Source organism: Oceanispirochaeta crateris (genome assembly GCF_008329965.1).
Classification (GTDB): domain Bacteria; phylum Spirochaetota; class Spirochaetia; order DSM-2461; family DSM-2461; genus Oceanispirochaeta; species Oceanispirochaeta crateris.
Genome location: NZ_CP036150.1, coordinates 1,280,956 through 1,304,832, shown reverse-complemented (window position 1 = coordinate 1,304,832; position 23,877 = coordinate 1,280,956). Strand labels below are relative to the sequence as shown.

The window sequence follows — 23,877 nt, the reverse complement described above, 5'->3', positions numbered from 1 at the left end:
GGAGATTCACTATCAGGAGTCAATGTCAAAAGGTGGGTCTAATTCTCTTCCCTTCAACCAGTCCTGTATTTCTTCTTCTTTGTAGAGTTTTCCATGATTCATACCCGGACAGGATTGTGATTCTTCCTGCCATGACTCTTTAGAATCAACAATGGCAGACCAGAACGGATAACTGCGGCATTGCAAAGGTCTCGCCTCATAAACACTGCATCCCAAACCGTTTTGCCAGAATATACAATCATTATTGGGTTTCTCAATGAGACTGACCCTTCTGAAAAATCCTACATCTACTATTCTACAGTATTTTTTGATAAATTCATCCTGAGATATAGATAAATATGATAAAAGATTAATTACATCTTTTTCGGATAGGAAAACATAACCCGGTTCGTGTCGGCAACAATGCCCACACTGTGTGCATTCAAACTGGAGGCCCTTACTGTAGAATTCTTTACCCATCTAAACCTCCTATAAATAAAAAAAAGCCTTCTCAAATGAGAAGGCTTTTGGGATGATGGGGAGAGAAGGATTTGAACCTTCGAAGCCGAAGCAACAGATTTACAGTCTGCCCCCTTTGACCACTCGGGAACCTCCCCGGATCAGTTATATAGAAAAAAAAGCCTTCTGTCAGATTCGAACTGACGACCCCGAGATTACAAGTCACGTGCTCTGGCCAGCTGAGCTAAGAAGGCATAAATTATGGGGAGAGAAGGATTTGAACCTTCGAAGCCGAAGCAACAGATTTACAGTCTGCCCCCTTTGACCACTCGGGAACCTCCCCAGGTTTCCTATACAACTAATGACGGTTTGCCATAATGTGCTTCCCGACGATCGGTAATTTAAATAATCTCTGAAAAAATGTCAATAGAGTTGATATCTTTTATTTGAGGTATATTCAAACAACGTGGTCCATTTTCATCAATTGCAACCATGTGTTCAAAATAAGAGCTTGGTGAACCATTGTTTGTTGTATAACCTTTTTCCTTGCTGTATATCAGTTTAGTGCCTTTTTGAGCAATCACGGGTTCAATGGTCAATACCATACCGGCATTCCATTTAACATCATTTTTATTCAAAATTGAATAACTTATATCCGGAGCTGTATGGATGGATTTTCCAATTCCATGTCCGCAGGCCTCTTCAATCAGGGCATAGGGAGATCCCGTTAATTCCCTGTGTACGACTTTTTTCATTTCAAAACTATTTTCATTTAATCTTATTGAAGAGAACGCAGATTTTGAAACATCCCAGGACTTTTGTAAAAGAGCCCTATTTTCAGGACTCTTGTAACCACAAATGAAGGTCCAGGCGGAATCGGCAAACAAACCGTTTTTCTGAAGAACGAGGTCTAGGGTCACAATATCTTCGGAGGAGAACACACTTTCATCGGGATGCGAATGGCAAACCCGCTGATTCACATTAATATCGAATGAGGCTGAATGACACATTGTACGATGACTCTGCAGGATTTCATCCAACTTATTTTGCAGGGACAAGCCGTTATTACCAGGAACTATTTCTTTCCCCAATAGGAGAAGACATTCATGAAGGTACAATGAAAGATCGGCTATGCTTTGGATTTCTGCGTGTGTCAGCATTTAAACATTTGAATCTGAAGAAATATCGGTTCTCAGTAATCGTGCATCTCCGAGATAAACTGGAATAGGCTTTGTGTCATTTTCTGAATTATAAGTCATGAGTATCCGAAGCATCCTTGGTTGAGTAAAGTCTTCACAAACAGCTTCTTGAGTGCAGAAAAGGGGCGTATCATTTAAATTATTGGATAAACGCAATGCCTTAGCTGGATTAAAGGTTATGTCTTGAGTTTGTGAAAAAATAATACTCACAAGGTCTGTTGCTTTTAGCCTATTTAATCTCATTAAGTCTTTGTAGAGTTTATCTACGCACAAAGTCAGCTCTCGTTCACTGTTTGAATCCAGGGATATTGCTCCCCTGACAGCTTTTACCATAATTCATACCTCTTAAGTTATTTTAAAATCCATTAAATAGAGTCATTAGAAATTTCATGAGAATATAGAGAAAAAGAATCAAAAGGGTTTTTAAGGAGGTTAATACATAAAATAGAATTCCTTTTAGACCATTATTCCACCCCCACAGTGTATAGACGAGGGTATTCCCGAGGGATAGGACTATAAATGTATAAAAAAACAAATCCATTAAGTCAAAGATAACTCTTATAGTTCTATCCGAAAATCCTTGGAAGTTTCCAAGGATGTACAGGACAAATATGATGAGGGACATGAAGAAAAAATAAAGAGTAATCCGTGATAGTAATGGTGGAAGCCACAGCTTTTGTCCCTTGTAAAACCTTTTCATAATTGGAGTCTATTTTATCATAGCTTCTCTGTTTTTGAACACTGTCAGACAGATCAGTGTTGCCAGAAGAAATATTTAACCTTAAAATCAAAACTATGAATCAGAAGTTTTATAACAGCTCAATGATCCCGTTGAATCAGGCCCTATCCTATTTGGAGAGCCGGAGTGATGATTTTGTTCCATTGTCTGTTGTGAAGACAGATATGATTCCCTTTTTTCAGGCCGACAATTCAATCAAAGCGGTTTTGTTTGATATATACGGGACTCTTCTCATCTCAGAAGCCGGAGACATCGGTTTAAGCGCACTGGATCAGGGAGAAGATCATCTCATTCAGATCGAAACTACAGAAGGTCAAAAAGAAATTGGATATAATAAACTAAAATCCATGTTGTTCCATCGCATCAGCTATTACCATGAGATGGTCAAAAAGAAGGATGTAGGAATTGTATATCCAGAGGTGGATATCATTACATTATGGTCTGATATTTTCCATCTTCTGGGATTCCGGGATTACAATATCGCTGATTTACTGAAAGCATCCATAGCTTTTGAGATTTTTAGCAACAAAGTTTGGCTTATGCCTGGAGCACTCTCTCTTATTGAGTTCTTGCGTATAAGAAGAATGCCATTAGGGATCGTTTCAAATGCTCAATTTTATACACCCTTATTGTTTGAGTTTTTATCAGGACTGACTTTGGATCGTATGGGGTTTCAAGAGAAGTATATCTCCTGGTCATATAAAAAAAAATGTGGTAAACCTGATCCACTGATTTTTAGAGATCCCCTGGATGAACTTAAACGTTTAGGGATCAAATGTCATGAGATTTTGTATGTTGGAAATGATATGCTAAACGATATTGCCACAGCATCAGCTCTAGGACTGAAAACTGCTTTATTCGCCGGAGACCAGAGGTCGTTGAGGATGAGAGAGCAGGATTCGAGAGTCATAGGTGTAAAAGCCGACTATATAATCACCGAATTGGGCCAACTGGAAGTAGTTCTTATGGGAGGGGTGGATGACTAAGAAAATTAAAGTAAAAAAAGAAGGGAAATCAAGGTTTAAAAAATTCAAAAATCGTCTTTCCTTTCTCATTGTGCTGGTATTTGCCGCTTTTGTATTTTATATGGGTTGGATTCAGATCAGAATTCCCGAAGGGGTTCATGCTCTTGTTTATACGAAAACCGGTGGTTATGACAATCAGTTAATTTCGCCTGGTCAATTTGTCTGGCGATGGGAGAACTTATTCCCTGGAAATATGACACTTCATTTTATTGAATTAAAAAACAGCCGTGAAGAGTATACAATGACTGGGTATTTGCCTTCAGGAGAGCTCTATGGTCAGTATATCAACCGACCAGAGGCCTTTCATTATACATTTGAAGTAGAGTATCGTTTTTCAATAAAAGATGAGAGCTTTGTCTCTCTCATTGAATCGGGGACTTACTATTCCCAGCTTATTGAAGATAGAAATCAAGAGTATGTTGCGGCAACAAATGAGATTATTCAAGATTTTTTTAAGGATCAGGATTCCCTCAATCTTGAGGGCATAAGTGAAGCTGAAAAGATGCTCAGTCTCAAGATTTCAGAGTCTGATCCAAGGTATCAGCTCAATGATTTAAGAATTATATCGTATCAGTATCCGGATATTGAACTCTATGAGCAAACAAGAGCCTACTTTCTAGAAGAATTGGCGGTTCTCCGTCAGGCAGAACTTAAGACTGAACAGATACAAACAGAGCTAGAGACAGTCACTTCAAGAAAAATGGACCTTCTTAGGCAATATGGAGAAGTTCTCAGCGAGTTTCCTGTACTCCTTCAGTATTATGGATTGGATAAGGAAAAAATCGATCCCTCTCTGTTTCAGGACTTTAGCCAGGCTTCTGAATCTCCCTGATCATCATCAGGTGTCCTGAAGTCATTGCTATGGAAAACTCCTTTCCTGTCAATCTGTTGCTGATTCCTGCATCTCCTCTCTTCCAGTGCAGATTGTCCAGGGGCCATTTCAGGCCAGAACTGGTCATCCTGACAGTCTGTGAACCCAGTGGGAAAAAAGAAATCAGTTCATTATCCTGACCATGACCGTTATAGGCCTTATGGATGTAGTGGACTTCTTCCTCTTGGGTAATCCATAGATCAGGGGGATTTTGTCGTTCAAAAAGATTGGATATTGCCAACAGATGATCCAACCTTCCCCCTCCTCCTCCAATGATAATAACAGGTGAATGGCCCTTTGATTGGAGATGCATTAAACCCAGTTCAGTATCTGTAAAATCTTTATCTTCATAATGTTTCTCAATAATTTCAGGGTTGAATCCTCTTAGGAGTTCTTTTGAACTGATTGAATCCATGTCTCCCAGTATATAGTCCGGCTTGACAGAATGATCCAAACAATAGTCTAGTCCCGAATCGGCAGCTATCACATAGCTCGGTTTTTCCAATAGATATTTGATCCTGCTGAAGTCAGGTCTCTGCCCTCCGGTGATAAGGATTCCCTGCATAATCAGCTCCTGAATAAAATGAATTCTTGAAAAATTATTATATTTCTCTAAAGGAAGATATTCAAGTTCCGAAAATTTAAACAGCGAATAAGGATGTTCGCATTATGAAAGTTATATCATGGAGGATATACAATGATTATTAATCACAACTTGAGTGCTCTCAATACAGCACGTGCCAATTCAATCAATGATTCGAATGCAGCCAAGAGTATTGCCAAATTATCATCAGGTTCCCGGATCAATAAAGCTGGAGACGATGCATCAGGATTGGCTGTCTCTGAAAAAATGCGTTCACAAATCAGAGGTTTGAATCAGGCTTCTAGAAATGCATCAGATGGTATTTCATTCATTCAGACAGCAGAAGGATTTTTACAGGAAACCGGTGATGTTCTCCAGAGACTGAGAGAGCTTGCTGTACAGGCATCCAACGGGATTTATACTTCAGAAGATAGAATGCAGATCCAGGTTGAAGTGTCACAGCTTGTTGATGAGCTTGATAGAGTTGCATCCCATGCACAGTTCAATGGTCTAAATATGCTCACTGGACGATTTGCACAGTCTACAGGAGAGAATGCAGTCACCAGTTCAATGTGGTTTCATATTGGAGCGAATATGGATCAGAGAGAACAGGTTTTTATAGGAACCATGAACTCTTCTGCTTTGGGTGTCAGACAGGTGGCTACTGGTAATATCATGTCAATTTCAACTCCTGAACAGGCAAACAGAAATATTGGTGTTCTTGATATGGCTCTAAAGAGAGTCAATAAACAGAGAGCTGACCTTGGAGCCTATCAAAACAGATTGGAAATGGCTGTGAGAGGTATCGATGTAGGTGCTGAAAATCTTCAAGCTTCGGAATCAAGGATCAGAGACCTTGATATGGCTCAGGAAACGGTTGAGTTTACAAAGAATCAAATTCTTGGTCAGGCTAGCAATGCTATGTTGGCTCAGGCAAATCAGAGAACACAGCAGGTATTGCAGTTGCTACAGTAATCCTCTCTTACAATTTATACAAACAACAAAACCTTTACAGAAACCCGGTCTTAGGATCGGGTTTTTTTTGCTTTGTATTGACATCCGGCGGTATGACCGATAAGTTCCATCTAATGAGAATAAAATTTCCTGATGAAGTAAAAATCATTTCCTCTAGAATTAAAAAAGCCGGTTTTAGAAGTTATCTCGTAGGTGGAGCCGTTCGAGATCAGTTGCTGGGTCTTTCTGCCAAGGATTATGACCTTTGTACAGATGCTCTTCCTGAGGATATCATGTCCATATTTAAAAAAGTCATTCCTACCGGGATTAAACATGGAACTGTCACTGTTTTGATGAACAGTGAATCCTATGAAATCACTACATTCAGGATTGATGGGAAGTATAGCGATGGGCGAAGACCTGATGATATTTTATTCACAGACGATTTAACCGAAGATTTGAAAAGAAGAGATTTCACTATTAATTCAATTGCTTATGATGTTCTTGAAAACAAAATTTATGATCCTAATAATGGAGAGGCCGATTTAAAATCTGGTATCATACGAGCAATCGGAGTTCCTGAAGAACGGTTCCGGGAAGATGGTCTTCGATCCATCAGGGCTTGCCGTTTTGCCTCTCAACTCAATTTCACCATAGAGAATGAAACGATTGAAGGGATTAAAAATTGTCTTTCCAATATTCAGGATCTATCGGCTGAACGAATTTATGAAGAATTTCTCAAAATTATGAAGACAGACAAGCCTTCTTTATCATTCCATCTCTTTCAGGAAACTGGCATACTTCCTCTGATTCTTCCCGAACTGAGTCTTTGCATTGGAGTCGGTCAAAAGGGGGCTCATGAATTTGATGTGTTTGAGCATCTGCTGAGAAGCTGTGATGCAGCATCACCTGAAAATTCTGATGTCCGTTTTGCTGCTCTTTTTCATGATCTTGGAAAACCTGCTGTTAGAAGCATTGGTGACGATGGAATCCCTACTTTCTATAATCATGAGATGGAATCTGTTAAGATTGCCCAATCAATTATGAACCGTTACAGATTTCCCAAGAACAAAATGAAGAGGATCCTCCAACTGATTCAGAACCATATGTTTCATTACACCGAAAACTGGAGTGATTCTGCTGTTAGACGTTTCATTAGGAAGATTGAATTATCCTATATGAGTGATCAGTATGCGCTTCGTGAAGCCGATATTCAAGGGATGACCCGTGGCTCCATTCCAGAAGATGGGTATGGCTTGCGAGAGTTGAAGCTGCGAGTCGCTGCGATATTGGAAGAAGAGAATGCCTTTTCTGTGAAAGACCTGGCAGTCAACGGAAAGGATGTTATGACGGCCACGGGTATTAAGGGCGGTCCTATGGTAGGTCATATTCTGGATTATTTACTTGAAACAGTTTTAGATGATCCTAAACAGAATAATAAGGCTACACTCTTAGATATAGCTTCAAAGTATTCAAAAACACTCAAATAAAATGGTTATTTATCTTCAGGATTGAGTGTGAGATAGGCCTGTTTCGCGGCTTTTTGTTCCGCTTCTTTTTTATTCTTTCCTACACCCGGACCATAGGATATGTCATTAACATTGACTTCAATCCAAAAAGTTTTATTATGATCGGGCCCTGATTTTTTAATCACAGTATACCGTGGATATATTTTATATGTCTTTTGGCAAAATTCCTGAAGTAATGTCTTAAAATCACGCTTATGTTTTTTTTCAAGAACTTTCTCAATTTGTGGAATGAGCAATGTTGAGATAAATCGAGCAACCTCTTTAAAGCCAACATCTAGGTAGTAGGCTCCGAAAATAGCTTCCATTGCATCTGCTAGTATTGCTTTTTTGAGACGTCCGCCAGAATTTTCTTCACCCTTCCCCATCAATAAATATTTTTCAATTTCAAGTTGATGTGACAGTTCGGCTAAGCTTTCTTCGCTGACTACAAAGGATTTAATTCGGGCCAAGTCACCCTCTGCCTTATCGGGGAGATAATTATATAGATAGTCCGAAACGACAAGCCCGAGGATAGAATCACCTAGAAATTCAAGTTTTTCATTATTTTCAAATTGATCCTGATGCTCATTCGTGTAAGATCTATGACAGAACGCCAGATTAAGAAGATCGTGGTTTTTGAATTTTATTCCAGCTGATTTTTCGAAGATTAATAATTCTTTCTTTCTTAAAAGAGTACAGGGCATAGAAACTATGCCCTGTGTTGTAGAAAAAAGTTTCACTGTTGGATTCGATTATTTACCAAGTTCTGCTTTAATGAAATCAAGAGCATCAGAAACTTTTTCAAATTCTGTTGCTTTTTCATCGGGTACGGATACACCCATTTCAGAATCGATAGCATAAAGGAGTTCATATGTGTCCAGACTGTCCGCTCCGAGGTCTTCTCTAAAGCGTGCGTCAAGAGTAATTTTATCCTCTTCCACTTCCAATTTTTCAGCAATAAGATTCTTCAGTTTTTCGAATAATTCATCCATCGTAAGACTCCTTGAAATTAAGCCATATCCTGAGGCTCAATAATCTGATTACCCTTGTAGAAACCACACTTAGGACAAACTCTGTGTCTAAGAACTTTATTTCCGCAGTTACTGCAGGATACCAAAGTAGGAACGCCCATTCTCATGTTAATGGTACGTCTTCTTTTGGACCTTGCTTTTGATGTTTTATATTTTGGTACTGCCATTTATAATCCTCTCCTGGCTGTTATTGACTGGAAGAATATAGTACGTCCTCTTTTTTTTGTCAAGGTATCCACATCTGTTAAAATAAATTAGCTTTTTAATTAATTTTACCCTTATCAAATATTTTTTCTCTCAGAAGTTTTTCTACATTAAGGGGGATCATTTTACTCACATCCGCCCCTAGCTGCACAAGTTCTTTGATGGAGGAAGACCGTAGGACAAAATACTTCTGATCCGTAGGAAGAAAAATCGTTTCAACTTGCGGATTCAGCTGCTTATTCAGCATGGATAGTTCAAATTCGTACCCAAAATCATCCACAGCACGTACGCCTCTCATTATAACACCAATATTATTGTTATGAGCGTAGTCGACTATCAACCTGTCCCAAAGGGTGACCGTCACATTGGGTATGTCCTCTATCATATCATTTATTAGAGTAAACCTTTCTTCTGGAGTCAGTAGATATTTCTTTTGATAGTTTACGGAAATAACAACATCCAGGGAATCAAAGAGTTGAGATCCTCTTTTGATCAAATTTAAATGTCCATTGGTCGGTGGATCAAATGAACCGGGAAACACTGCTTTTACCATGCTGTTTATCTTAATGATTTTGCAGCTGGTAATCAACACAAACAAATATTGTAAATTTTAGCAAATCTGCGGAAAAAATAAAGGATTAAAACTCCGAGTGAAAACAAATAAATTATTTATATGTAGAATTTATTTTGACATTCTCTGTTTAAATGGATAGACTAATTTCATGAAAAAAATAACACCTGTCTATTGGATGATGATATTAATCTTTGCATTTTTCTCCTGTAAAACAGTCGAACCTGTGGCTGAAGAACAGACTGTTCAGGTTGAACCAGCAGAGGAGGACATTAAAAGCGTAGAAGAGCCTCTCGTCGCAGAAAAGACCGTTGAAGAAGAGGTCATTGTTAATAACGAAACAGGGTTTGCAGTCTCTGCTGCTCTGTACGAACAAACATTCAATGAAATGAAGGAACTTATTGAAAATCTTAATGAAATTATTTCTGATGAAAATTATGACAAATGGAAATTATTCCTCTCGGATAATTACATTCAAACATATAACGATAAAGAGAAATTAAAACAGATTTCTGAGCAATCTGAAATTCTGGCCGATAATAATATAGTGCTTGGAACTTTAAAGGATTATTTTGAATGGGTAGTTGTCCCTAGTCGATCAAAGGCTGTCTTGGATGATATTGTTTTTATGGATGATAATCATATTACTGCCTATACTTTGTTTAGAGAAAAAAGAACAATCCTTTATGAATTAGAAAATGTTGATGGTAAATGGTTAATTAGTGTTTGGTAAAATATACGTATAATGAATATAATTAAAGTGGGAGAAATTAAAATGAATAAATTTAAGCTGGGTGCTGTCCTTCTGTTTTCTATCCTTCTAACGATGAATCTTGCTGCTCAGGAAGATGAGCAGACAATTGAAGAGTTGTATTTAAAGAGTCAGGTTAAAGTTAAAATTATCAAGGCTGAGGCAGACTCTGTGGATCGTGACATGAAGATGATCGCCATTCAAGACATTGAGAAAATGATATCAGATGGTGATGTAGACCCCGATAATAGAGAAATGGTTGGAATCCTTAGCAGCTTGGGAACAGAGGGCATTAGCAATCAGGTCATCGAACAGGGAGCTGTTATTAACAACTTTCCCATGGTTCGTAAAGAGGCCGTGAGATTACTGGGTGAAGTCGGAGGGGATTTTGCACGTGAATCGCTTATCACCGTACTCTTAACTGATAACGAGCCTATGGTTCTGGCAGAGGCTGTTGTGGCTATTTCTAAGGTTGGTACTGATGACAATGGAGTGGCCATGGCTGTTCTCGCCGATGCCATGCGTTCTCAAACAGCTCTGAATAAAGATAATAATTTTGCCAATGCTTTTATTTTAGCCGTTGAAAATTTGGCGGATGACAGTGATGGAATTGATGATATCAGGGTCTTTGAAGAATTGACAAAGATTGCAGACCCTAGAAGTGGATACATCACCGTTGTACGTAAAAAAGCATTTGAATTGTTGAAAGATCTACAGGACTTTTGATTTCATAGAGTTCTGGAAATAAAAAAGCCACCCAAGAGGTGGCTTTTTTTTGAATACAATAGAATCCTTATAGAATTTCTTTCTTAAGTGATCCTCTCCATTCTGGAGGATCCTCTTCTTTTTCCTCGTATTCAATTTCTCTTACAATCTTGAAATTCTTATTCTGATTGTTTTCTGTTTGAATAACAGCAAATTTACCACTTCCAAGATAGACAATCTTTTCCTGTTCTTTGAGCGTCTCATTTTCTGCAATTTTCTTGATGATACAGTCAAAATGGGCCGGGAGACCTGAATCTCTTTCTTTGATGGCGGAGCTGAGGTCTCTGATATTCTTTTCACACAGAGAACAACTCACCGCAGGGCCGGTGTAGCTAATTGTCTGACTGGTCTTCTTCCTTCCCTTATAGTTCCGGTTTCTATTGTTTTTCCGGGGGGGACGGCTACTATTGGAATTTGATGCCACTTTTATCCTCGTTCATATGAACAATTTCATTTGTTAATGTCAATGCGATCCTTGTAATTGCTAAATCAAGATAATCTTGTTCCAATATTTTGGACTTTAATTCCTTGAGTTTTTTTGGATCTGTATTTTTCGCGATTCTTACCATTCGGAGCTCCTTCTCCCTAGATAAAATCCTCAATATGATTCAAAACTTTCATCCTCCTTGACAAAAGAATCAAATCGAAACCGACATGATAACCATCATAATCCGGATTCTGTTGAAGAAAAAGAGTTGCAACCCTCTTTATCCTCTGGATTTTACTTGTATTTATGCTGAAATGTAAATCCTCCCAGCCGATATAATCCCAATTTTTAATTTCACAAAAAACAATTTTATTTCCCTTTACAGCTATAATATCGACTTCTCCGAAGGATTTCCTGAAGTTTCTTTTTATAATTTGATATCCTGATGATGAGAGATAATCTGTAGCTCTCTGCTCTCCAAGAACACCTTTTTTATGCTGTATCATTCCTTAATAACAGAGAATTTAGATCTACTGCTTTAACAATAAAAAGGTTTTTGATTTCCAGTAGATTCAGTACAGGACCCATATCACCGGGATACTCTTTACCCGTACTGTCTATCAGTGTTATCACTTCTGGACGCAGAGGGGCTTCAGGGTTTCCTTTTATGACTCTGGCTACTGTAGAATCATTTAACATGACAATGCTCCCCAGAGGATAGATTCCCATACTGTGAATAAAATATCTGAGAATCTCGGGGTCAAATTTTCTAGAGTTATCACTGATGATATGCTTCATGGCTTCATAGCCAATCATCGAATTCCGGTAGGGCCTTTCACTCACCATGGCTTCAAAAGCGTCTGCAATGGAAACAATGCGAGCTTCCATAAGGATATCGTCTTTCTTTTTACCCTGGGGATAACCATCACCATCCCAGCGTTCGTGATGCTCAAGAGCTATTTGTGCAATCGTATCTCCATAACCCAGTTCCTTCGAGATAATCTGGTAGGAAAAAACTGTATGGCTCTTCAGTTTGTTCATTTCTGTACTGCTTAAGCCGGATTTTTTGACTTTTATTTCTTCGGGTATGCGCATCATTCCAATATCATGAAGGAGAGCGCCGTTGACAAGTTGCAGCAATTTTGGTCTAGGTCTATTCATGGCAAAACCAATAGTTAAGGTTAAAATTGCCGTATTAAGAGCACTTTTAGCCATGGCTTTTGTGCTGCTGTTGTGAGTTAGAACCATTCTAATCGTCTGCATTTTTTTATTTTCAACAGTATCTATCAACTTGTCAGAGATCCTATCCAGTTCTGCTACATTGATATCTTCCATCAGATTGATACGATTAAATAAATTATCCAAATCATCGAGAGTTTTATTATAGAACGTAGAGAGTTCCTTATCTGAGGGGATTCCCCAAAGTTGTCTGCTGTTCAATAAGTCTTCGTTTTCAGATTCAGAAAACATGCCTTCAGATTGAACCTCGGAGACTCCCCATTTATCAAGACGAGAGAGGTCTTTCTCTCTGATAGGAACCCCAGCGGGGATGAAAAGAGTCTCTTCATCTATGTATACCGGTTTATTACAAGAAAGACCGGGTTTTAAGTCGCTGACTTTATAATTATTCATTAGTAACCTGCTTTTATCTGTTAGACAGAGCCATTGCATAATACATTATAACATAAATCATTTTTTGATTGTATACTTTTCAATAAAAAAGGCTCCCTTTCAAAGGGAGCCTTCCAAATCAACTAAATAATTATGCCTTTGTAACTGTTTTTTTTCTTATCAGTTCTTTTACTTTGGCAGCCTTACCAACTCTATCACGGATATAATAGAGTTTGGCGCGTCTAACTTTACCGCGTCTGGTAACTTCAATCAATTGAATCTTTGGTGAATGAATGGGGAAAATTCTTTCCACACCTACACCGTAGGAAATCTTACGAACAGTAACAGTTCTGTTGATCCCCGTGTTGTTAATTGCAATAACGAGTCCTTCATAAATCTGAATTCTTTCGTTTTTACCTTCAATAATTTTAAAGTGAACCTTAACGGTGTCACCAACTCTGAAGTTTTCAGCGTTATCCTTCAACTGTTCAGCTTCAACAGCACGAATAATATCCATTACTTCATCCTCCTGTCTAAATCATGGCCGTCCCATAAATCAGGACGATTCTTTTTCGTTTTTTCCAGACGTTTTCCATGCCTCCATTCTACAATGCGGGCATGATGTCCGGATAATAAGATGTCAGGTACCTTTTGGTCTCTAAACACCTCGGGTCTAGTATAATGCGGGTATTCCAGCAGTGTATCCTGAAAGCTTTCTTCTTCCAGGGATTCCTGTGTAATGACTCCGTCGCAGAGCCGGTAGATACTGTCTATGACCACTAATGATGCTATTTCACCGGAGGATATTACATAATCTCCAATACACACTTCATCATCAACATACAGATCAATGATCCTTTGGTCAATGCCTTCATATCTGCCGCAAATGAGAACAATCTCTTTTTCTTCTGACAATTCCTCAGCAATTTTCTGAGTATATCTCACTCCCGATGGAGTTGGAAATACTGTTCTTTTTACAGAGGCCTTTACAGAGTCCAGCGCTAATGCCAGAGGTTCTGCCTTCAGCACCATTCCTGCTCCACCCCCATAGGGAGCATCATCACAAGTCCTGTGTTTATCCAGAGCAAAATCTCTGATATCCACAAGGTTGTACTCAATTAAACCCTTCTCTACTGCTTTTTTCATGATAGAACTGTTGAAGAATGATTCCAAAATTTCTGGAAACAATGTTAAAACGGTGAATTTCAATCCAAAATCCACCCTTCAAGCAATTCTATTGTCTTATTTTCTGTATCCACACCACCGATAAATACAGAATTAAAAGGGATCAGTTTCATCCCTTTTTCTGTTTTGATCTCCAGCAGGTCGTTCGATCCAGATTCCAGAATGGATTGAACTGAGCCAATCACTTTTCCTTCAAGCAAAATCTGACAACCATGAAGGTCGGCATGGTAGAATTCACCCTGTTCTAAGTGCGCCGCATGTTCCCTGGGGACCCATATGTCCCAACCGGAAAGCAGTTTACCCTTTTCAGGAGTATCAATCCCTTCCAATTTGATTAGTATTTCCCCACTAAAGGGAGTTACTTCTTCAATCTTGAAAATCTTAGATTGATCTTTGCTTTTCAAGGTGATCTTTTCCAAATCCATGAAATGGTCATATTCACCCGAAAAACTCATTACCTTCAGATAGCCTTTAACTCCGTGTGTTTTTCGGATACGGCCAATGGCTATTTCCTTCAACATTAGTCCAGAATTTCCAGCACAAACCTCTTACCGGTTTTATTGGCAGAAGCACTGAGGATCGTTCGAACAGCTTTTGCAATTCGTCCGTGTTTTCCAATGACCTTTCCAATGTCGTCGTCTGCAACTTTGAGTTCAATAATTGTAGACTTTTCACCTTCAATCATGTTGACAATTACACTATCAGGATCATCTACGAGAGATTTTGCTATAAATTCAACTAAGTCTTTTTCCACATCCACTCCACTGAAGATTTATTTGATAAAAAAGTTATTCTTGTTCAGAAGTTTCCGTACGGTCATAGTGGGCTGAGCCCCTTTATCTAACCATTCGCGGACTCTTTCTTCTTTGAATTTAACTTGCTTATCTGCTGCTTCAACCGGATGATAGTAACCCACTTCTTCAATGGTTCTACCGTCTCTGGGTGATCTTGAGTCCATAACAACTATTCTGTAATAAGGGCGCTTCTTCGCTCCCATTCTTTTCAGTCGTATCTTAACCACTATTCTTTCTCCTACTGTTTAAGACATGCCACCAAACTGCTGCATCAGCTGGGCTTGGTACTTTTTATTTTTGCTGATTTTCTTCATCATCAACCGCATTTTCTCAAAATTCTTCAGAAGCTTGTTTACATCGGCTACAGTGGATCCGCTACCCAAAGCAATACGCTTTTTCCGGGGTGGACCAATAATCCGATGATTCTGTCTTTCTTTCCGAGTCATTGAGAGAATGATTGCCTCTTCGCGTTTTAAAGCATTTTCGTCAATATCCTCTTCGGATACTTTCCCTGCCAATCCGGGAAGCATGCCGACAAGTGATTGAACACTGCCCATTTTCCGCATCCGTTGAAACTGTTCCAGATAATCTTCCAGAGAGAATGTGGCAGAAGCCATTTTCTTCTGAAGCTGGAGAGCTTCTTCTTCTGAGGCTGTTTCTTGTGCCTTTTCTACCAAAGAGACGATATCGCCCATTCCCAGTATTCGGGAGGCAATTCTCTCAGGATAAAAAGGTTCAAGATTTTCTATTTTTTCACCGACTCCGATAAACTTAATTGCTTTACCTGTGATGCTCTTGAGGGAAAGAGCAGCACCGCCGCGTGTATCGGAGTCAAATTTACTGAGTATAACACCTGACAAATCCAATTCTTCATCAAATGTCTTTGCTATGTCAACGGCACTCTGACCGGTCATAGCATCGGCAACAAGGATTGTTTCATCAGGTTTTACGGCATCTTTGATCTCTTTGATCTGTTTCATTAGATCAGCATCGATCTGAAGTCGACCTGCAGTATCAAATATTACCGTATTAAATTGAAACTTTTTAGCGTGTTTCAGCGCGTTTTTAGCGACTTTTACAGGATTCTGAGACTCTTCGGAATAAACTTCAACATCAGTTTGCTCTCCTAGGACCTTGAGCTGCTGAACAGCTGCGGGCCGTGCAAGGTCACAGGCAACCAGTAGAGGACGTCTCCCTTCGGATTTAAGGCGGGCTGCCAATTTTGCGGCAGTCGTTGTCTTACCAGCTCCGTTGAGCCCAAGAAAGAGTATTGAAGAAACGGTGTCTGGACCCTTTAAGATTAAATCCTGTTTGCTATCTCCCAGGAGGGTCACCATACGATCATGTACTAACTTGATAAACATCTGCCCGGGATTGATGGCTTTTAGAACCTTTTCTCCCCTGGCTTCTTCAATCGTATGATTTACAAAACGGCGCACTACACGAATGTTAACATCCGCATCAAGGAGTGCCATTTTTATTTCATTGACTGCATCTTCAATATTTTTATCTGAAATTTTGGACTGTCCCGACAACTGTCTGGAAAGATCTGAAAATTTCTCTGTTAATTTTTCAAGCATATATTAATCGAACCCTTCTTTAACTATCCAGTTTTTATACAGATATTCGGCAGCTTAGTCAACACCCTAAGGATGAAATAAAATCATTTATCACTGTACTTTAAAATAATGTTTGTTTAGATATCTAATTCTGCTTTCGGCAATGAATCTCTCTTCTGTTACCGGGTAATCTTTTATGATAATATCATAAAGCTGCATGGCTTTTTCGAGAGATTGCCCCGGACCGGGTTGTTCATAGTACTCAGCTTGCTTTAGAAGCTCTGAAGCCTTGAGGCCTGTAGGGGGAAATGGTTCCTCTTGAACTGTCGAATTTTCCCGGGCGGTATTTTCACTCGAAATTGTTTCTTCAGACATGGTCTCATCGATTGTCCCTAGCTCTGGGTACAAGGAATCCTGCCATTGTTGTTCTTCCCTCTCCTGATCCTCTGTAAGGGGTTTTTCATCACTGTTGCTGATAATAGTCTCTAAGCTGTTTTGAGAGCCCTCAGGAGTCTCTGTGATGTTTTGATCGTTGATCAGGGGATTGTTACTGCTATCGATCGTAAGGGACTGCTGAGCGGATTCTCCACGCAGTAAATCCTGTTTTAAAAAAATGATTTCATTGATCAAATCTTCTTCCTGAGATGTGCTAAAAATGAATTTGGTTCTACCGCTTTCAGGGTCATAGGATTTGTCTATTAATTTGAACGATGAGTCTCCATTGTTGGAGAGATAGATCCAGCCCGGTCCCTGAAGTTGTATGATCAGTTTCCCAGATGAATCAGAACTGAGTTGATACTCGCCGGAGGCAATAGGCAATATGGTGTCATTTTCATTCTGATTTTCAGAGGGCAGTTCTTGGTCAATTTCTTCCACATCCAGAGCAGAGGGCTGTTCCGTATCTGCTGGTATATTATTCTGGGGAATCTTCTCTGGCATTGTGGGAACTGGTGATTCAGAATCACTCTGGTGAGGTTGAATCAAAATGGGGAGTAAAGGATTGAATGGAGCTGATTCATTTTCAGAGGGAAGTAGATCCCTGTCTGGCTCTGCTGTTTCAGATGGTAGAGGATCTGCTTCAAAATACTCTATTGGCTCATCAGAAGGTATAGGTTCCTCGGAAACTGGCGGAGCGATAGTCTCTTGGGCCTCTTCTTCAGGATCAAGTTCCTCAGGAGCTTCTAAGGTCGACGAGGGTGATATAATCTCCGGCATATCCGTTATTTCAGGCTCGGATTGTTTTTTTAACCCTCCCCTGCGATCTTTTTCTTTCAAATCGGAAATCAGTTTGGGAATAGGTTCCTCTTCAACAGTTATCTCGTCCGGAGATTCCTCTACTGTGACGGATTCTATTACTGTGTCTGTTGTTTGAGCTTCCTGTGCGGGCTCTTCTGCTTGAATTGTTTCTGCCTGAACTTCAGTGGTGATGTTTCCTGATTCTACAGGGGACGGGTTCTCTATATCATCTGCTGTTGTTTGGCAAGATGACAAAGCCATGAGGAGCAACAGTGGTAAGATCAGATATTCAGGGCGCATCTTTGAGAATATCCCATACTAGTTTATGATTGGCATCGGTGAAGTAGTCAATATCTCCGGCATCCGGTTCAATCCACAGCCTGGAGACTTCATCGGCAGTCCATTTAAAATCTTTTTCACGATAGGGATCAATGCTCAAGTCCTGCTCTTCAATGACTTCCGGATAAATCAGTTCACTTCTATTTTTACTTTTCGTTGTCTGACTTAGAATACTCATATCATAGGCCATTTTTTTCTGTTCTGCCTCTTTCACCGACTGTTCCTCTCTATAGTTAAAGAATAACATCAAGGTCACGATTAAAAATGAAAGGAGGAGAGCTGCAACTCCCATCAGTATTAGGACTTTTTTGTTGATGGAGACCATTATATTAGCGAGTTTCATTGGCTTCTCCTATTTTCATAGCAATAAGCTTAGAGACTCCAGATTCCTGCATGGTTATACCCAATAGAGTTTTGGCTCCCGTTACGGTCTTTTTGTTGTGGGTAATCACAATAAATTGTGATCTCTCCCCAAAATCCATGAGAACATTGATGAACCTCTGAATATTAGCTTCATCGAGGGCCGCATCGATCTCATCGAGGATACAAAATGGTGAGGGTTTTACCTTATATGTTGCAAAGAGCAGAGCCACTCCTGTGAGCGATCGTTCTCCACCGGATAGAAGAGCGATGTTCTCAAGTTTTTTTCCGGGAGGCTGTGCGTAAATTTCTATACCGGACTCAAGAATATTCTCTGGATCTACGAGTTTCAACTCTGCCCGTCCACCTCCGAACATTCTTCGAAATGTTTCATTAAAATTCTTTTTAATTTCCTGATAGGTTTTCTGGAAAAGATGAGCCGACTCCTTTCGTATTTCATTGGTAACCTGAATTAAATGTTCCTTTGCTGTTCGCAGGTCTTCCAATTGTTTATTGAGGAAATCATAACGCTCTTTGACTTCGGAGAATTCTTCCGGAGCCATCAGGTTGACCTGTCCCAATGCCCTCAGTTTTTCCCTTGCCGCTGAATAATCACTTTTTAGATCCTGACGATTTGTATTCAGAAAAGGTATCCTCTCTATAAAACTCATGATATCAGCAGAATTATTCTCTCGGAAGTTTTGTTTCAATTCCTGTAGATCTGTATTAATATGTTCAATTTCAAGGTTAACCTTTTCCAGATTCAAGATCAATTTTTGAAGATCTGCATTTTTCTTCTTTAATTCACCCTCTTTCCCGCTCACATCCTTTGTTCTGTTTTGGATGGATTTTTCAAGCTTTTTGAGTTTCAATAGAAGATCTTTCTTGGATACATCATGGTTTTTCAAGAGGATGCCCGATTCGTCAATTTTTTTCTGGGTTTCCATTTTCCGGGCTTCTACATGATTTATTTCTTCCAGATTATTTCGAATCTGTTCTTCCAATTCCATGATTTCTCTGGATAAGACTTGTATATTGTCCTCTATGGCCGTTATTTGGGTGGCCATCCTGGCTTTATTGACTCTCAATTCCTCAAGGGTATTTCTGTATTCCTGAATCCTTATGTTCAATTTCATCGATTCATCGGTTTTGGTCTTAACACTATCTCTATCGTTTTTAAGACTCAAAGCCAGTTTTTCTATGTTATCGTCAATATCTCTTTTTTTACTGATAATGCCACTGGGAGCAAGAAACTCTTCCAGAAAATCTGGGAGAGAATCTGCAAGATTGTGAATGGACTCTTCAAGGACAGACAGGTTTTTTTGGAATTCCCTCAAGATTAGAACCCCTGAATCCCATATTTCAGAATCATCTTTACCGTGTCCGACTCTTGAAGAATCATCAAAAAGTCTAATTTTACCCTCCAGTTGTATCTGTACAGCCTTGAGTTGAGATATGACCTTTTCTTCTAGCTCTTTCTTCTTTTTTATGGAAAATCCTGAATTCTTGAGACCCTGATCAAGTTGATGGACGATGTTATCCGTTAAGTCTCTGAGTTTATGCTGTAGGGTTTCTCTGTCTTTCTCACCCTGAACAATCCGAGATTCGGTTTCTTTTATTATACGGGAATTCTCGTCGATCCCAATTTCTGCAGACTTGATGTTCTTTTGAAAGTTTAGAATATTATTTTCTATATCTTTCAACTGATCCTTGAATTCCTGTAAGGAATTTTTCCGGTTGACCTCTTCTTTCTTAAAGCCTTCTTTTTTATCTAGGAAATCAAGTTCTTTTTGTTTGAGAGTTTGTTTTTGATTTTCCAGTTCTCCCAACTGTTCTCCCAGAAATTTAATCCTATCTGAAAGATTCTCTTTTTCAAGATCGAGGCCATAAAGCCGTTTTTGGTCTTCAATGAGTTCATTTTCCATTGAATTCACTTCATCCAGATTACTGGCGAGGTTTCCATTCAGGCTATTGATCTCTTCTACTATTTTACCTTTATTCTCAAGTTCTTTATTTAGTATTTTCTCTTTTGATTGCAGCTGGCTCACTAGTTGGTTGTATTTGAGGAGTTGAAGATCAATGTCGATTGATGATATTTCTTCTCGTAATTGTCTATAAATGAGTGTTTTATCAGATTGTTTTTTTAGCGTTTCATAATTCTTTTTGACTTCACTCAGGATATTTTCAACTTGAACCATGTTTTCATTGGTCTTGTTGAGTTTTCTTTCAGCTTCACTGCCTTTCATTTTGAAACGTGTGATACCCGCCGCTTCTTCAAACAGGTAGCGCCTTTCTTCAGGCTTATTTGAAAGGACTTGATCTATTTTTCCCTGTTCCATAATTGAGTAAGCAGATTTACCTATTCCTGTGTCATAAAAGAGCTCTCTCAATTCTTTGAGCTTGACCAGAGTATTATTTACAAAGTATTCACTATCACCATTTCTATAGAGGCGTCGTTTAATAGATATCTCGGAAAGATCAAGGTCTAGGAGGTTTTCTTCATTGGAAATTATAAGGGTGACTTCTGCAACATTCAGTGCTTTGCGTTCATCCGTACCATTGAAGATGACATCTTCCATCTTTTCGGCTCTCATGTTTTTAGTGGACTGTTCACCCAGAACCCACTTCATGGCATCTACTATATTGCTTTTTCCGCATCCATTGGGACCTAGCAGCGCTGTAATTCCATCTGTAAAGTCAATATGAGTTCTGTCTGCAAAGGACTTAAAACCCATTATTTCTATGCGTTTAAGAAACACGTCTCCTCCAAAATTTGGGGTGGCTTACAACCCTTAAATATAACACAAGCTAAATAATTGGTCAGGTGCAATTTTAAATAAAAAAACCCGCCACAAGGGCGGGCCGCTATTTGACTGCTTTACCCTCTTATGCGGGAGTCATATGACTGGCGGCCTGATCAAAACCTTCTAAGAAGGTTTGCAGATTTTTTTTGAAGACACGAATGGAAACATTTTCATAGTTTTCATCTGTACCTACACGGCTTTCCGCTAGGATCAGGTATAACTCTCCATTCTTTGCAGATTTGATATTGAATGTGTATTTTCTTTTCCCAGAACCAGTTTTGAGTTCATATTCCCAATCCCGGGAAGAAGCTTTCAGCTTTGTTACAGCTGTTTCCATAACATCTGCAAACTTTTTGAAATCTTCAGAATAAACAATGAGTGAAAAACGAACGAATCGATTTTCCTTTTTTCGACTTTCAACTAAATTTAAAAAAAGGTCACCATAGCGGTTCTCCTTGACATTGAAAAAATAGGTAAGTCCGCCCTCTTCTACAAAACGTTTTAAAGTAAAGACTTCTCCTCGTTGTCCCATTGTATATTCCTTCTCTTTTGATGTGTGACGTGGATAATATAGGAATTAGTCTTTCATGACAAGCTCTCTTGTTTGCCATGATGACGTTTTCACTTTTTATCTTCTTCCGGTTCATCAAAGATTATGAGTGTTCCTTCGCTTCGAATCACATCTCCCGGTTCCAGCTCTCTGGATATGACCGTCTTGTTGTTTACCATTATTTCATGATCGGCTTCCATCTGGTACTTTCCATCTGGTCCTTTTATGATTGTAATCCCCGTTTCATCATCATTTTTATTTTTAAATTCCCCCTCATCCATAATGACCGTCTGTTCCCGGCCAACCGCTATCATTGTCTTGTTTTCTGATATCTGAATAATGGTTTTTTCGGATTCATAGGGAGAAAGAACTTCTAGGTGGGGAAAGGTATAAATCTTCTCAAATGGTGTTTTGTGTATAATGAAAACAATCATCAGAGACAAAAGAGTTAGTACACAGTAGACCCACCAGGGGAGAACAGGGGTTAATCCCCAGAATGTTTCCCACCTAAATGAGAATTCCGGACTGGTTCCTTTATTAGACGCACTGACGGAGACCAGTCGTTCCCTGAAATTAGATACTTTCGGTTTATAGGATACTCTGAATTCTCTATTGATCTTACTGTGTATTTCCCTATAAGCCAGGAGTAGTTCATCCTTAGACGCTACGGGATAGGAACTCCCTCCGCTCTGGGTGGACACTTGCACCAGCGACGGGTCTGAAGAACGGGCGTAATGAATTGTGTACAGGGTGATCCCTCTTTTCTGTAAAGAACTTTCAACATCTTCAATTTGGATGAGGTTGTTTCCCCACAGAGGGTGAGGTGTTTTTTTGTTTTCAGAGTATGTATAGTTTTCTCCATCACTCAGAAGTATAAGAACTTTTCTTCCTGGTCTTTTACTCAATTCATCCGAGGCAAGCTGCATGGCTCTATAGAGTTCGGTGTAAGATTCTTCGGCTGTGGGCTGAGTGATTTGTGACAAACTATTTAGCAGTTGATTTCTATCTGATGTAAAACTGCTGATTTTTTCAATATTGGTGTTAAATGTATATAAGGCAAGTGAGTCCTTAAATTCTCTTGTTGATGAGAATAAATCCTGCAGGGCTTTGAGAACAAAGAATATCCTTTGTGAATCATTTTCTTCTGTAGGTATTCCTGCGAGGGTGTCGTACATACTGCCAGAATTATCAATTAACAAGATGAATGAAATCTCTTCCTGTTTAAATCCGTTATATTGAACATCTTTGATTTCTTCCTCTTTCCATTCATCACTGTCAAAATCAAATTCGTTTAAAATAAAATCTTCTTTCCCGGGAAGGTCTTCTTCTGTGATGGTATCAGCAAATGATACGTACAGATGTATGAGGCCGTTTTTGAGCATTTTGCTTGTATCTACACCGGTTATAGCAACATTTTCCTGTGAGTAAAGAGGTGACAGGACCCAAAAAATCATCAGAATAGAATAGAGACGTTTGTAATTATTTTTCATGAATTTACCTCATACAGAAATTTCAAGTTTCCTATTTTAACAACATCCTCATACTTTAACGTGGTTTTATGGGTCATTTCATCGTTAACCGAAACAGAAAATCCTTCTTTGCTTTCCAGGGTCATTTCTTTGCCTTTTCTTTTGAGTATCACGGCTAAATCAGGAATTTTTTCGTCTCCCTGAAGAGAGATATCGCAAGAATGTTTGCTCCCTAGGGTTACCTTTCGCTGGTTTAACAAATATTTACGACCTTTAGAGACACCGTTGAGCACTCTGAATACGCCGGGAGATGTTTTTTCTTCAATGAAGATTGTTAGAACCGCCGTACCGATTCCCATGATCATAAATCCTGGGAGTTTAAGCCAACTATCTTGGGGGAAAAAAAGCATGGCTGTTTCCACGATTGACCCCCCTACTAGACCAGCAAGGATACCGCTTATCAGTCCGGCAGTGAGTTTTTGATTTGACCTGGATCTTATTCCTTCGGCGGTCCCGATAAAGGCTCCCAAAAATGCCCAACTCACAATCCTTGCCCCATAATAGGGGTAAATATAGGACTCCGGCATGAGAGTGCTAGGAAGAATCAGGGTAAATAGGTACTGGCCACCTAAAGCTCCAATCATTCCTCCAGCCAGGCCCCACAAGAAACCAAGGGACCATTCCTTATGAATTTTTACTGTATTTTTATGAAGGATTCCTTCAATGGAAGCCATTACGGCGGTCATCACGGCTCCCGTGAGTCCACCTGTTGCCAGAAGGAGTAATGTATATCCCGGAAAATAATTTTGTAAAGAGAGTATTAGTTCCAGGACAGACCAGCCCAAAAGCGCCGCGGACAATCCCATGCAGAGTGCTACAACATATCTACCGCTTGAATTCATAA

General features: G+C 39.3%; 30 protein-coding genes and 3 tRNA genes. 7 read left to right on the top strand and 26 right to left on the bottom strand.

The window, feature by feature from the left end; translation table 11 throughout:
* Nucleotides 1-12: 12 nt before the first annotated feature.
* The 6 genes from EXM22_RS05950 to EXM22_RS05925 all read right to left on the bottom strand — a co-directional run bounded on the left by EXM22_RS05950 (nt 13) and on the right by EXM22_RS05925 (nt 1,970).
* Complete coding sequence (locus EXM22_RS05950) at nt 13-459, bottom strand: YkgJ family cysteine cluster protein (RefSeq protein ID WP_149485630.1); 447 nt, start codon at nt 457-459, stop codon at nt 13-15.
* Nucleotides 460-515: 56 nt separating this feature from the next.
* Nucleotides 516-596: transfer RNA gene (locus EXM22_RS05945), tRNA-Tyr, on the bottom strand.
* Between the two features lie 22 nt (nt 597-618).
* Nucleotides 619-692 (bottom strand) — tRNA-Thr (locus tag EXM22_RS05940).
* Between the two features lie 8 nt (nt 693-700).
* A tRNA-Tyr gene (locus EXM22_RS05935) sits at nt 701-781 on the bottom strand.
* 58 nt (nt 782-839) lie between these two features.
* The gene (locus EXM22_RS05930; protein ID WP_149485629.1) at nt 840-1,598 is read right to left on the bottom strand and encodes a M24 family metallopeptidase; all 759 of its coding nucleotides are present in this window, start codon (nt 1,596-1,598) and stop codon (nt 840-842) included.
* On the bottom strand, nt 1,599-1,970 hold the full coding sequence (locus EXM22_RS05925; protein WP_149485628.1) for a chorismate mutase: 372 nt from the start codon (nt 1,968-1,970) through the stop codon (nt 1,599-1,601).
* A gap of 462 nt (nt 1,971-2,432) precedes the next feature.
* Between EXM22_RS05925 and EXM22_RS05920 the strand changes: the two genes are divergently transcribed.
* Nucleotides 2,433-3,362 (top strand): HAD family hydrolase, encoded by a 930-nt coding sequence (locus EXM22_RS05920; protein WP_149485627.1) that lies wholly within the window; start codon nt 2,433-2,435, stop codon nt 3,360-3,362.
* The gene (locus EXM22_RS05915) at nt 3,355-4,233 is read left to right on the top strand and encodes a hypothetical protein (RefSeq protein ID WP_149485626.1); all 879 of its coding nucleotides are present in this window, start codon (nt 3,355-3,357) and stop codon (nt 4,231-4,233) included. Before EXM22_RS05920 ends, EXM22_RS05915 begins: the two co-directional genes overlap by 8 nt.
* Here the strand turns inward: EXM22_RS05915 and EXM22_RS05910 are convergent.
* Nucleotides 4,208-4,837: a thiamine diphosphokinase gene (locus EXM22_RS05910; RefSeq protein ID WP_149485625.1), complete on the bottom strand. Its 630-nt coding sequence runs from the start codon at nt 4,835-4,837 to the stop codon at nt 4,208-4,210. The genes EXM22_RS05915 and EXM22_RS05910 overlap by 26 nt on opposite strands.
* Before the next feature lie 132 nt (nt 4,838-4,969).
* Here EXM22_RS05910 and EXM22_RS05905 point away from each other — a divergent pair, with 132 nt between their 5' ends.
* Both EXM22_RS05905 and EXM22_RS05900 read left to right on the top strand, forming a co-directional pair.
* Complete coding sequence (locus tag EXM22_RS05905; protein WP_149485624.1) at nt 4,970-5,830, top strand: flagellin N-terminal helical domain-containing protein; 861 nt, start codon at nt 4,970-4,972, stop codon at nt 5,828-5,830.
* 113 nt (nt 5,831-5,943) lie between these two features.
* Nucleotides 5,944-7,299: a CCA tRNA nucleotidyltransferase gene (locus EXM22_RS05900; protein WP_149485623.1), complete on the top strand. Its 1,356-nt coding sequence runs from the start codon at nt 5,944-5,946 to the stop codon at nt 7,297-7,299.
* Between the two features lie 5 nt (nt 7,300-7,304).
* On the opposite strand, the gene rnc is transcribed toward EXM22_RS05900, so the two are convergent.
* Genes rnc through rpmF form a run of 3 tightly spaced genes read right to left on the bottom strand, consistent with a single transcriptional unit; the run spans nt 7,305 to nt 8,515 of the window.
* Entirely contained in the window at nt 7,305-8,021 is a 717-nt protein-coding gene (rnc, locus tag EXM22_RS05895; protein ID WP_149487940.1) for a ribonuclease III, read from the bottom strand.
* A 48-nt stretch (nt 8,022-8,069) separates the two neighbouring features.
* Nucleotides 8,070-8,309 carry an acyl carrier protein gene (acpP, locus tag EXM22_RS05890; protein WP_149485622.1) on the bottom strand — a complete coding sequence of 80 codons (240 nt, stop codon included), beginning with the start codon at nt 8,307-8,309 and terminating at the stop codon, nt 8,070-8,072.
* A 17-nt stretch (nt 8,310-8,326) separates the two neighbouring features.
* Entirely contained in the window at nt 8,327-8,515 is a 189-nt protein-coding gene (gene rpmF / locus EXM22_RS05885; protein ID WP_149485621.1) for a 50S ribosomal protein L32, read from the bottom strand.
* On the opposite strand from rpmF, the gene EXM22_RS18210 reads away from it, so the two are divergent.
* A complete protein-coding gene (locus tag EXM22_RS18210; RefSeq protein WP_168203247.1) occupies nt 8,454-8,606 on the top strand; it encodes a hypothetical protein in 153 nt (50 codons plus the stop codon). The genes rpmF and EXM22_RS18210 overlap by 62 nt on opposite strands.
* A 4-nt stretch (nt 8,607-8,610) precedes the next feature.
* Here the strand turns inward: EXM22_RS18210 and coaD are convergent, their stop codons facing one another.
* Nucleotides 8,611-9,105 (bottom strand): pantetheine-phosphate adenylyltransferase, encoded by a 495-nt coding sequence (gene coaD / locus EXM22_RS05880; RefSeq protein ID WP_149485620.1) that lies wholly within the window; start codon nt 9,103-9,105, stop codon nt 8,611-8,613.
* A gap of 169 nt (nt 9,106-9,274) precedes the next feature.
* On the opposite strand from coaD, the gene EXM22_RS05875 reads away from it, so the two are divergent.
* A complete protein-coding gene (locus tag EXM22_RS05875; RefSeq protein ID WP_149485619.1) occupies nt 9,275-9,856 on the top strand; it encodes a hypothetical protein in 582 nt (193 codons plus the stop codon).
* 42 nt (nt 9,857-9,898) lie between these two features.
* Nucleotides 9,899-10,600 carry a HEAT repeat domain-containing protein gene (locus EXM22_RS05870; RefSeq protein WP_168203374.1) on the top strand — a complete coding sequence of 234 codons (702 nt, stop codon included), beginning with the start codon at nt 9,899-9,901 and terminating at the stop codon, nt 10,598-10,600.
* Nucleotides 10,601-10,667: 67 nt separating this feature from the next.
* Here EXM22_RS05870 and EXM22_RS05865 read toward each other — a convergent pair whose 3' ends face one another.
* The 15 genes from EXM22_RS05865 to EXM22_RS05795 form a co-directional block, all read right to left on the bottom strand.
* A complete protein-coding gene (locus EXM22_RS05865) occupies nt 10,668-11,063 on the bottom strand; it encodes a hypothetical protein (protein ID WP_149485617.1) in 396 nt (131 codons plus the stop codon).
* Between the two features lie 161 nt (nt 11,064-11,224).
* Nucleotides 11,225-11,572, bottom strand: a complete 348-nt coding sequence (locus EXM22_RS05860) for a YraN family protein (protein ID WP_149485616.1) — start codon at nt 11,570-11,572, stop codon at nt 11,225-11,227.
* Nucleotides 11,559-12,698 (bottom strand): HD-GYP domain-containing protein, encoded by a 1,140-nt coding sequence (locus EXM22_RS05855; protein ID WP_168203373.1) that lies wholly within the window; start codon nt 12,696-12,698, stop codon nt 11,559-11,561. The genes EXM22_RS05860 and EXM22_RS05855 overlap by 14 nt, the downstream gene beginning before the upstream one ends.
* 130 nt (nt 12,699-12,828) lie before the next feature.
* Nucleotides 12,829-13,194, bottom strand: coding sequence for a 50S ribosomal protein L19 (rplS, locus tag EXM22_RS05850; protein ID WP_149485614.1), 366 nt, complete (start codon nt 13,192-13,194; stop codon nt 12,829-12,831).
* Nucleotides 13,194-13,886, bottom strand: coding sequence for a tRNA (guanosine(37)-N1)-methyltransferase TrmD (gene trmD, locus EXM22_RS05845; protein ID WP_149487939.1), 693 nt, complete (start codon nt 13,884-13,886; stop codon nt 13,194-13,196). Before trmD ends, rplS begins: the two co-directional genes overlap by 1 nt.
* Nucleotides 13,883-14,383 (bottom strand): ribosome maturation factor RimM, encoded by a 501-nt coding sequence (rimM, locus tag EXM22_RS05840; protein ID WP_149485613.1) that lies wholly within the window; start codon nt 14,381-14,383, stop codon nt 13,883-13,885. The genes trmD and rimM overlap by 4 nt, the downstream gene beginning before the upstream one ends.
* Nucleotides 14,383-14,616 carry a KH domain-containing protein gene (locus EXM22_RS05835; protein ID WP_149485612.1) on the bottom strand — a complete coding sequence of 78 codons (234 nt, stop codon included), beginning with the start codon at nt 14,614-14,616 and terminating at the stop codon, nt 14,383-14,385. The genes rimM and EXM22_RS05835 overlap by 1 nt, the downstream gene beginning before the upstream one ends.
* Before the next feature lie 18 nt (nt 14,617-14,634).
* Nucleotides 14,635-14,886, bottom strand: coding sequence for a 30S ribosomal protein S16 (gene rpsP / locus EXM22_RS05830; protein WP_149485611.1), 252 nt, complete (start codon nt 14,884-14,886; stop codon nt 14,635-14,637).
* Between the two features lie 15 nt (nt 14,887-14,901).
* Nucleotides 14,902-16,236 carry a signal recognition particle protein gene (gene ffh, locus EXM22_RS05825; protein WP_149485610.1) on the bottom strand — a complete coding sequence of 445 codons (1,335 nt, stop codon included), beginning with the start codon at nt 16,234-16,236 and terminating at the stop codon, nt 14,902-14,904.
* A gap of 90 nt (nt 16,237-16,326) precedes the next feature.
* Complete coding sequence (locus EXM22_RS05820; protein WP_149485609.1) at nt 16,327-17,751, bottom strand: hypothetical protein; 1,425 nt, start codon at nt 17,749-17,751, stop codon at nt 16,327-16,329.
* On the bottom strand, nt 17,741-18,133 hold the full coding sequence (locus EXM22_RS05815) for a hypothetical protein (protein WP_149485608.1): 393 nt from the start codon (nt 18,131-18,133) through the stop codon (nt 17,741-17,743). Before EXM22_RS05815 ends, EXM22_RS05820 begins: the two co-directional genes overlap by 11 nt.
* Complete coding sequence (locus EXM22_RS05810; protein ID WP_149485607.1) at nt 18,120-20,909, bottom strand: chromosome segregation SMC family protein; 2,790 nt, start codon at nt 20,907-20,909, stop codon at nt 18,120-18,122. The genes EXM22_RS05815 and EXM22_RS05810 overlap by 14 nt, the downstream gene beginning before the upstream one ends.
* A 127-nt stretch (nt 20,910-21,036) precedes the next feature.
* On the bottom strand, nt 21,037-21,486 hold the full coding sequence (locus EXM22_RS18205; protein WP_168203372.1) for a DUF3276 family protein: 450 nt from the start codon (nt 21,484-21,486) through the stop codon (nt 21,037-21,039).
* Between the two features lie 89 nt (nt 21,487-21,575).
* The gene (locus EXM22_RS05800) at nt 21,576-22,994 is read right to left on the bottom strand and encodes a vWA domain-containing protein (protein WP_149485606.1); all 1,419 of its coding nucleotides are present in this window, start codon (nt 22,992-22,994) and stop codon (nt 21,576-21,578) included.
* A complete protein-coding gene (locus EXM22_RS05795; RefSeq protein WP_149485605.1) occupies nt 22,991-23,875 on the bottom strand; it encodes an FHA domain-containing protein in 885 nt (294 codons plus the stop codon). The genes EXM22_RS05800 and EXM22_RS05795 overlap by 4 nt, the downstream gene beginning before the upstream one ends.
* Between the last annotated feature and the right edge of the window lie 2 nt (nt 23,876-23,877).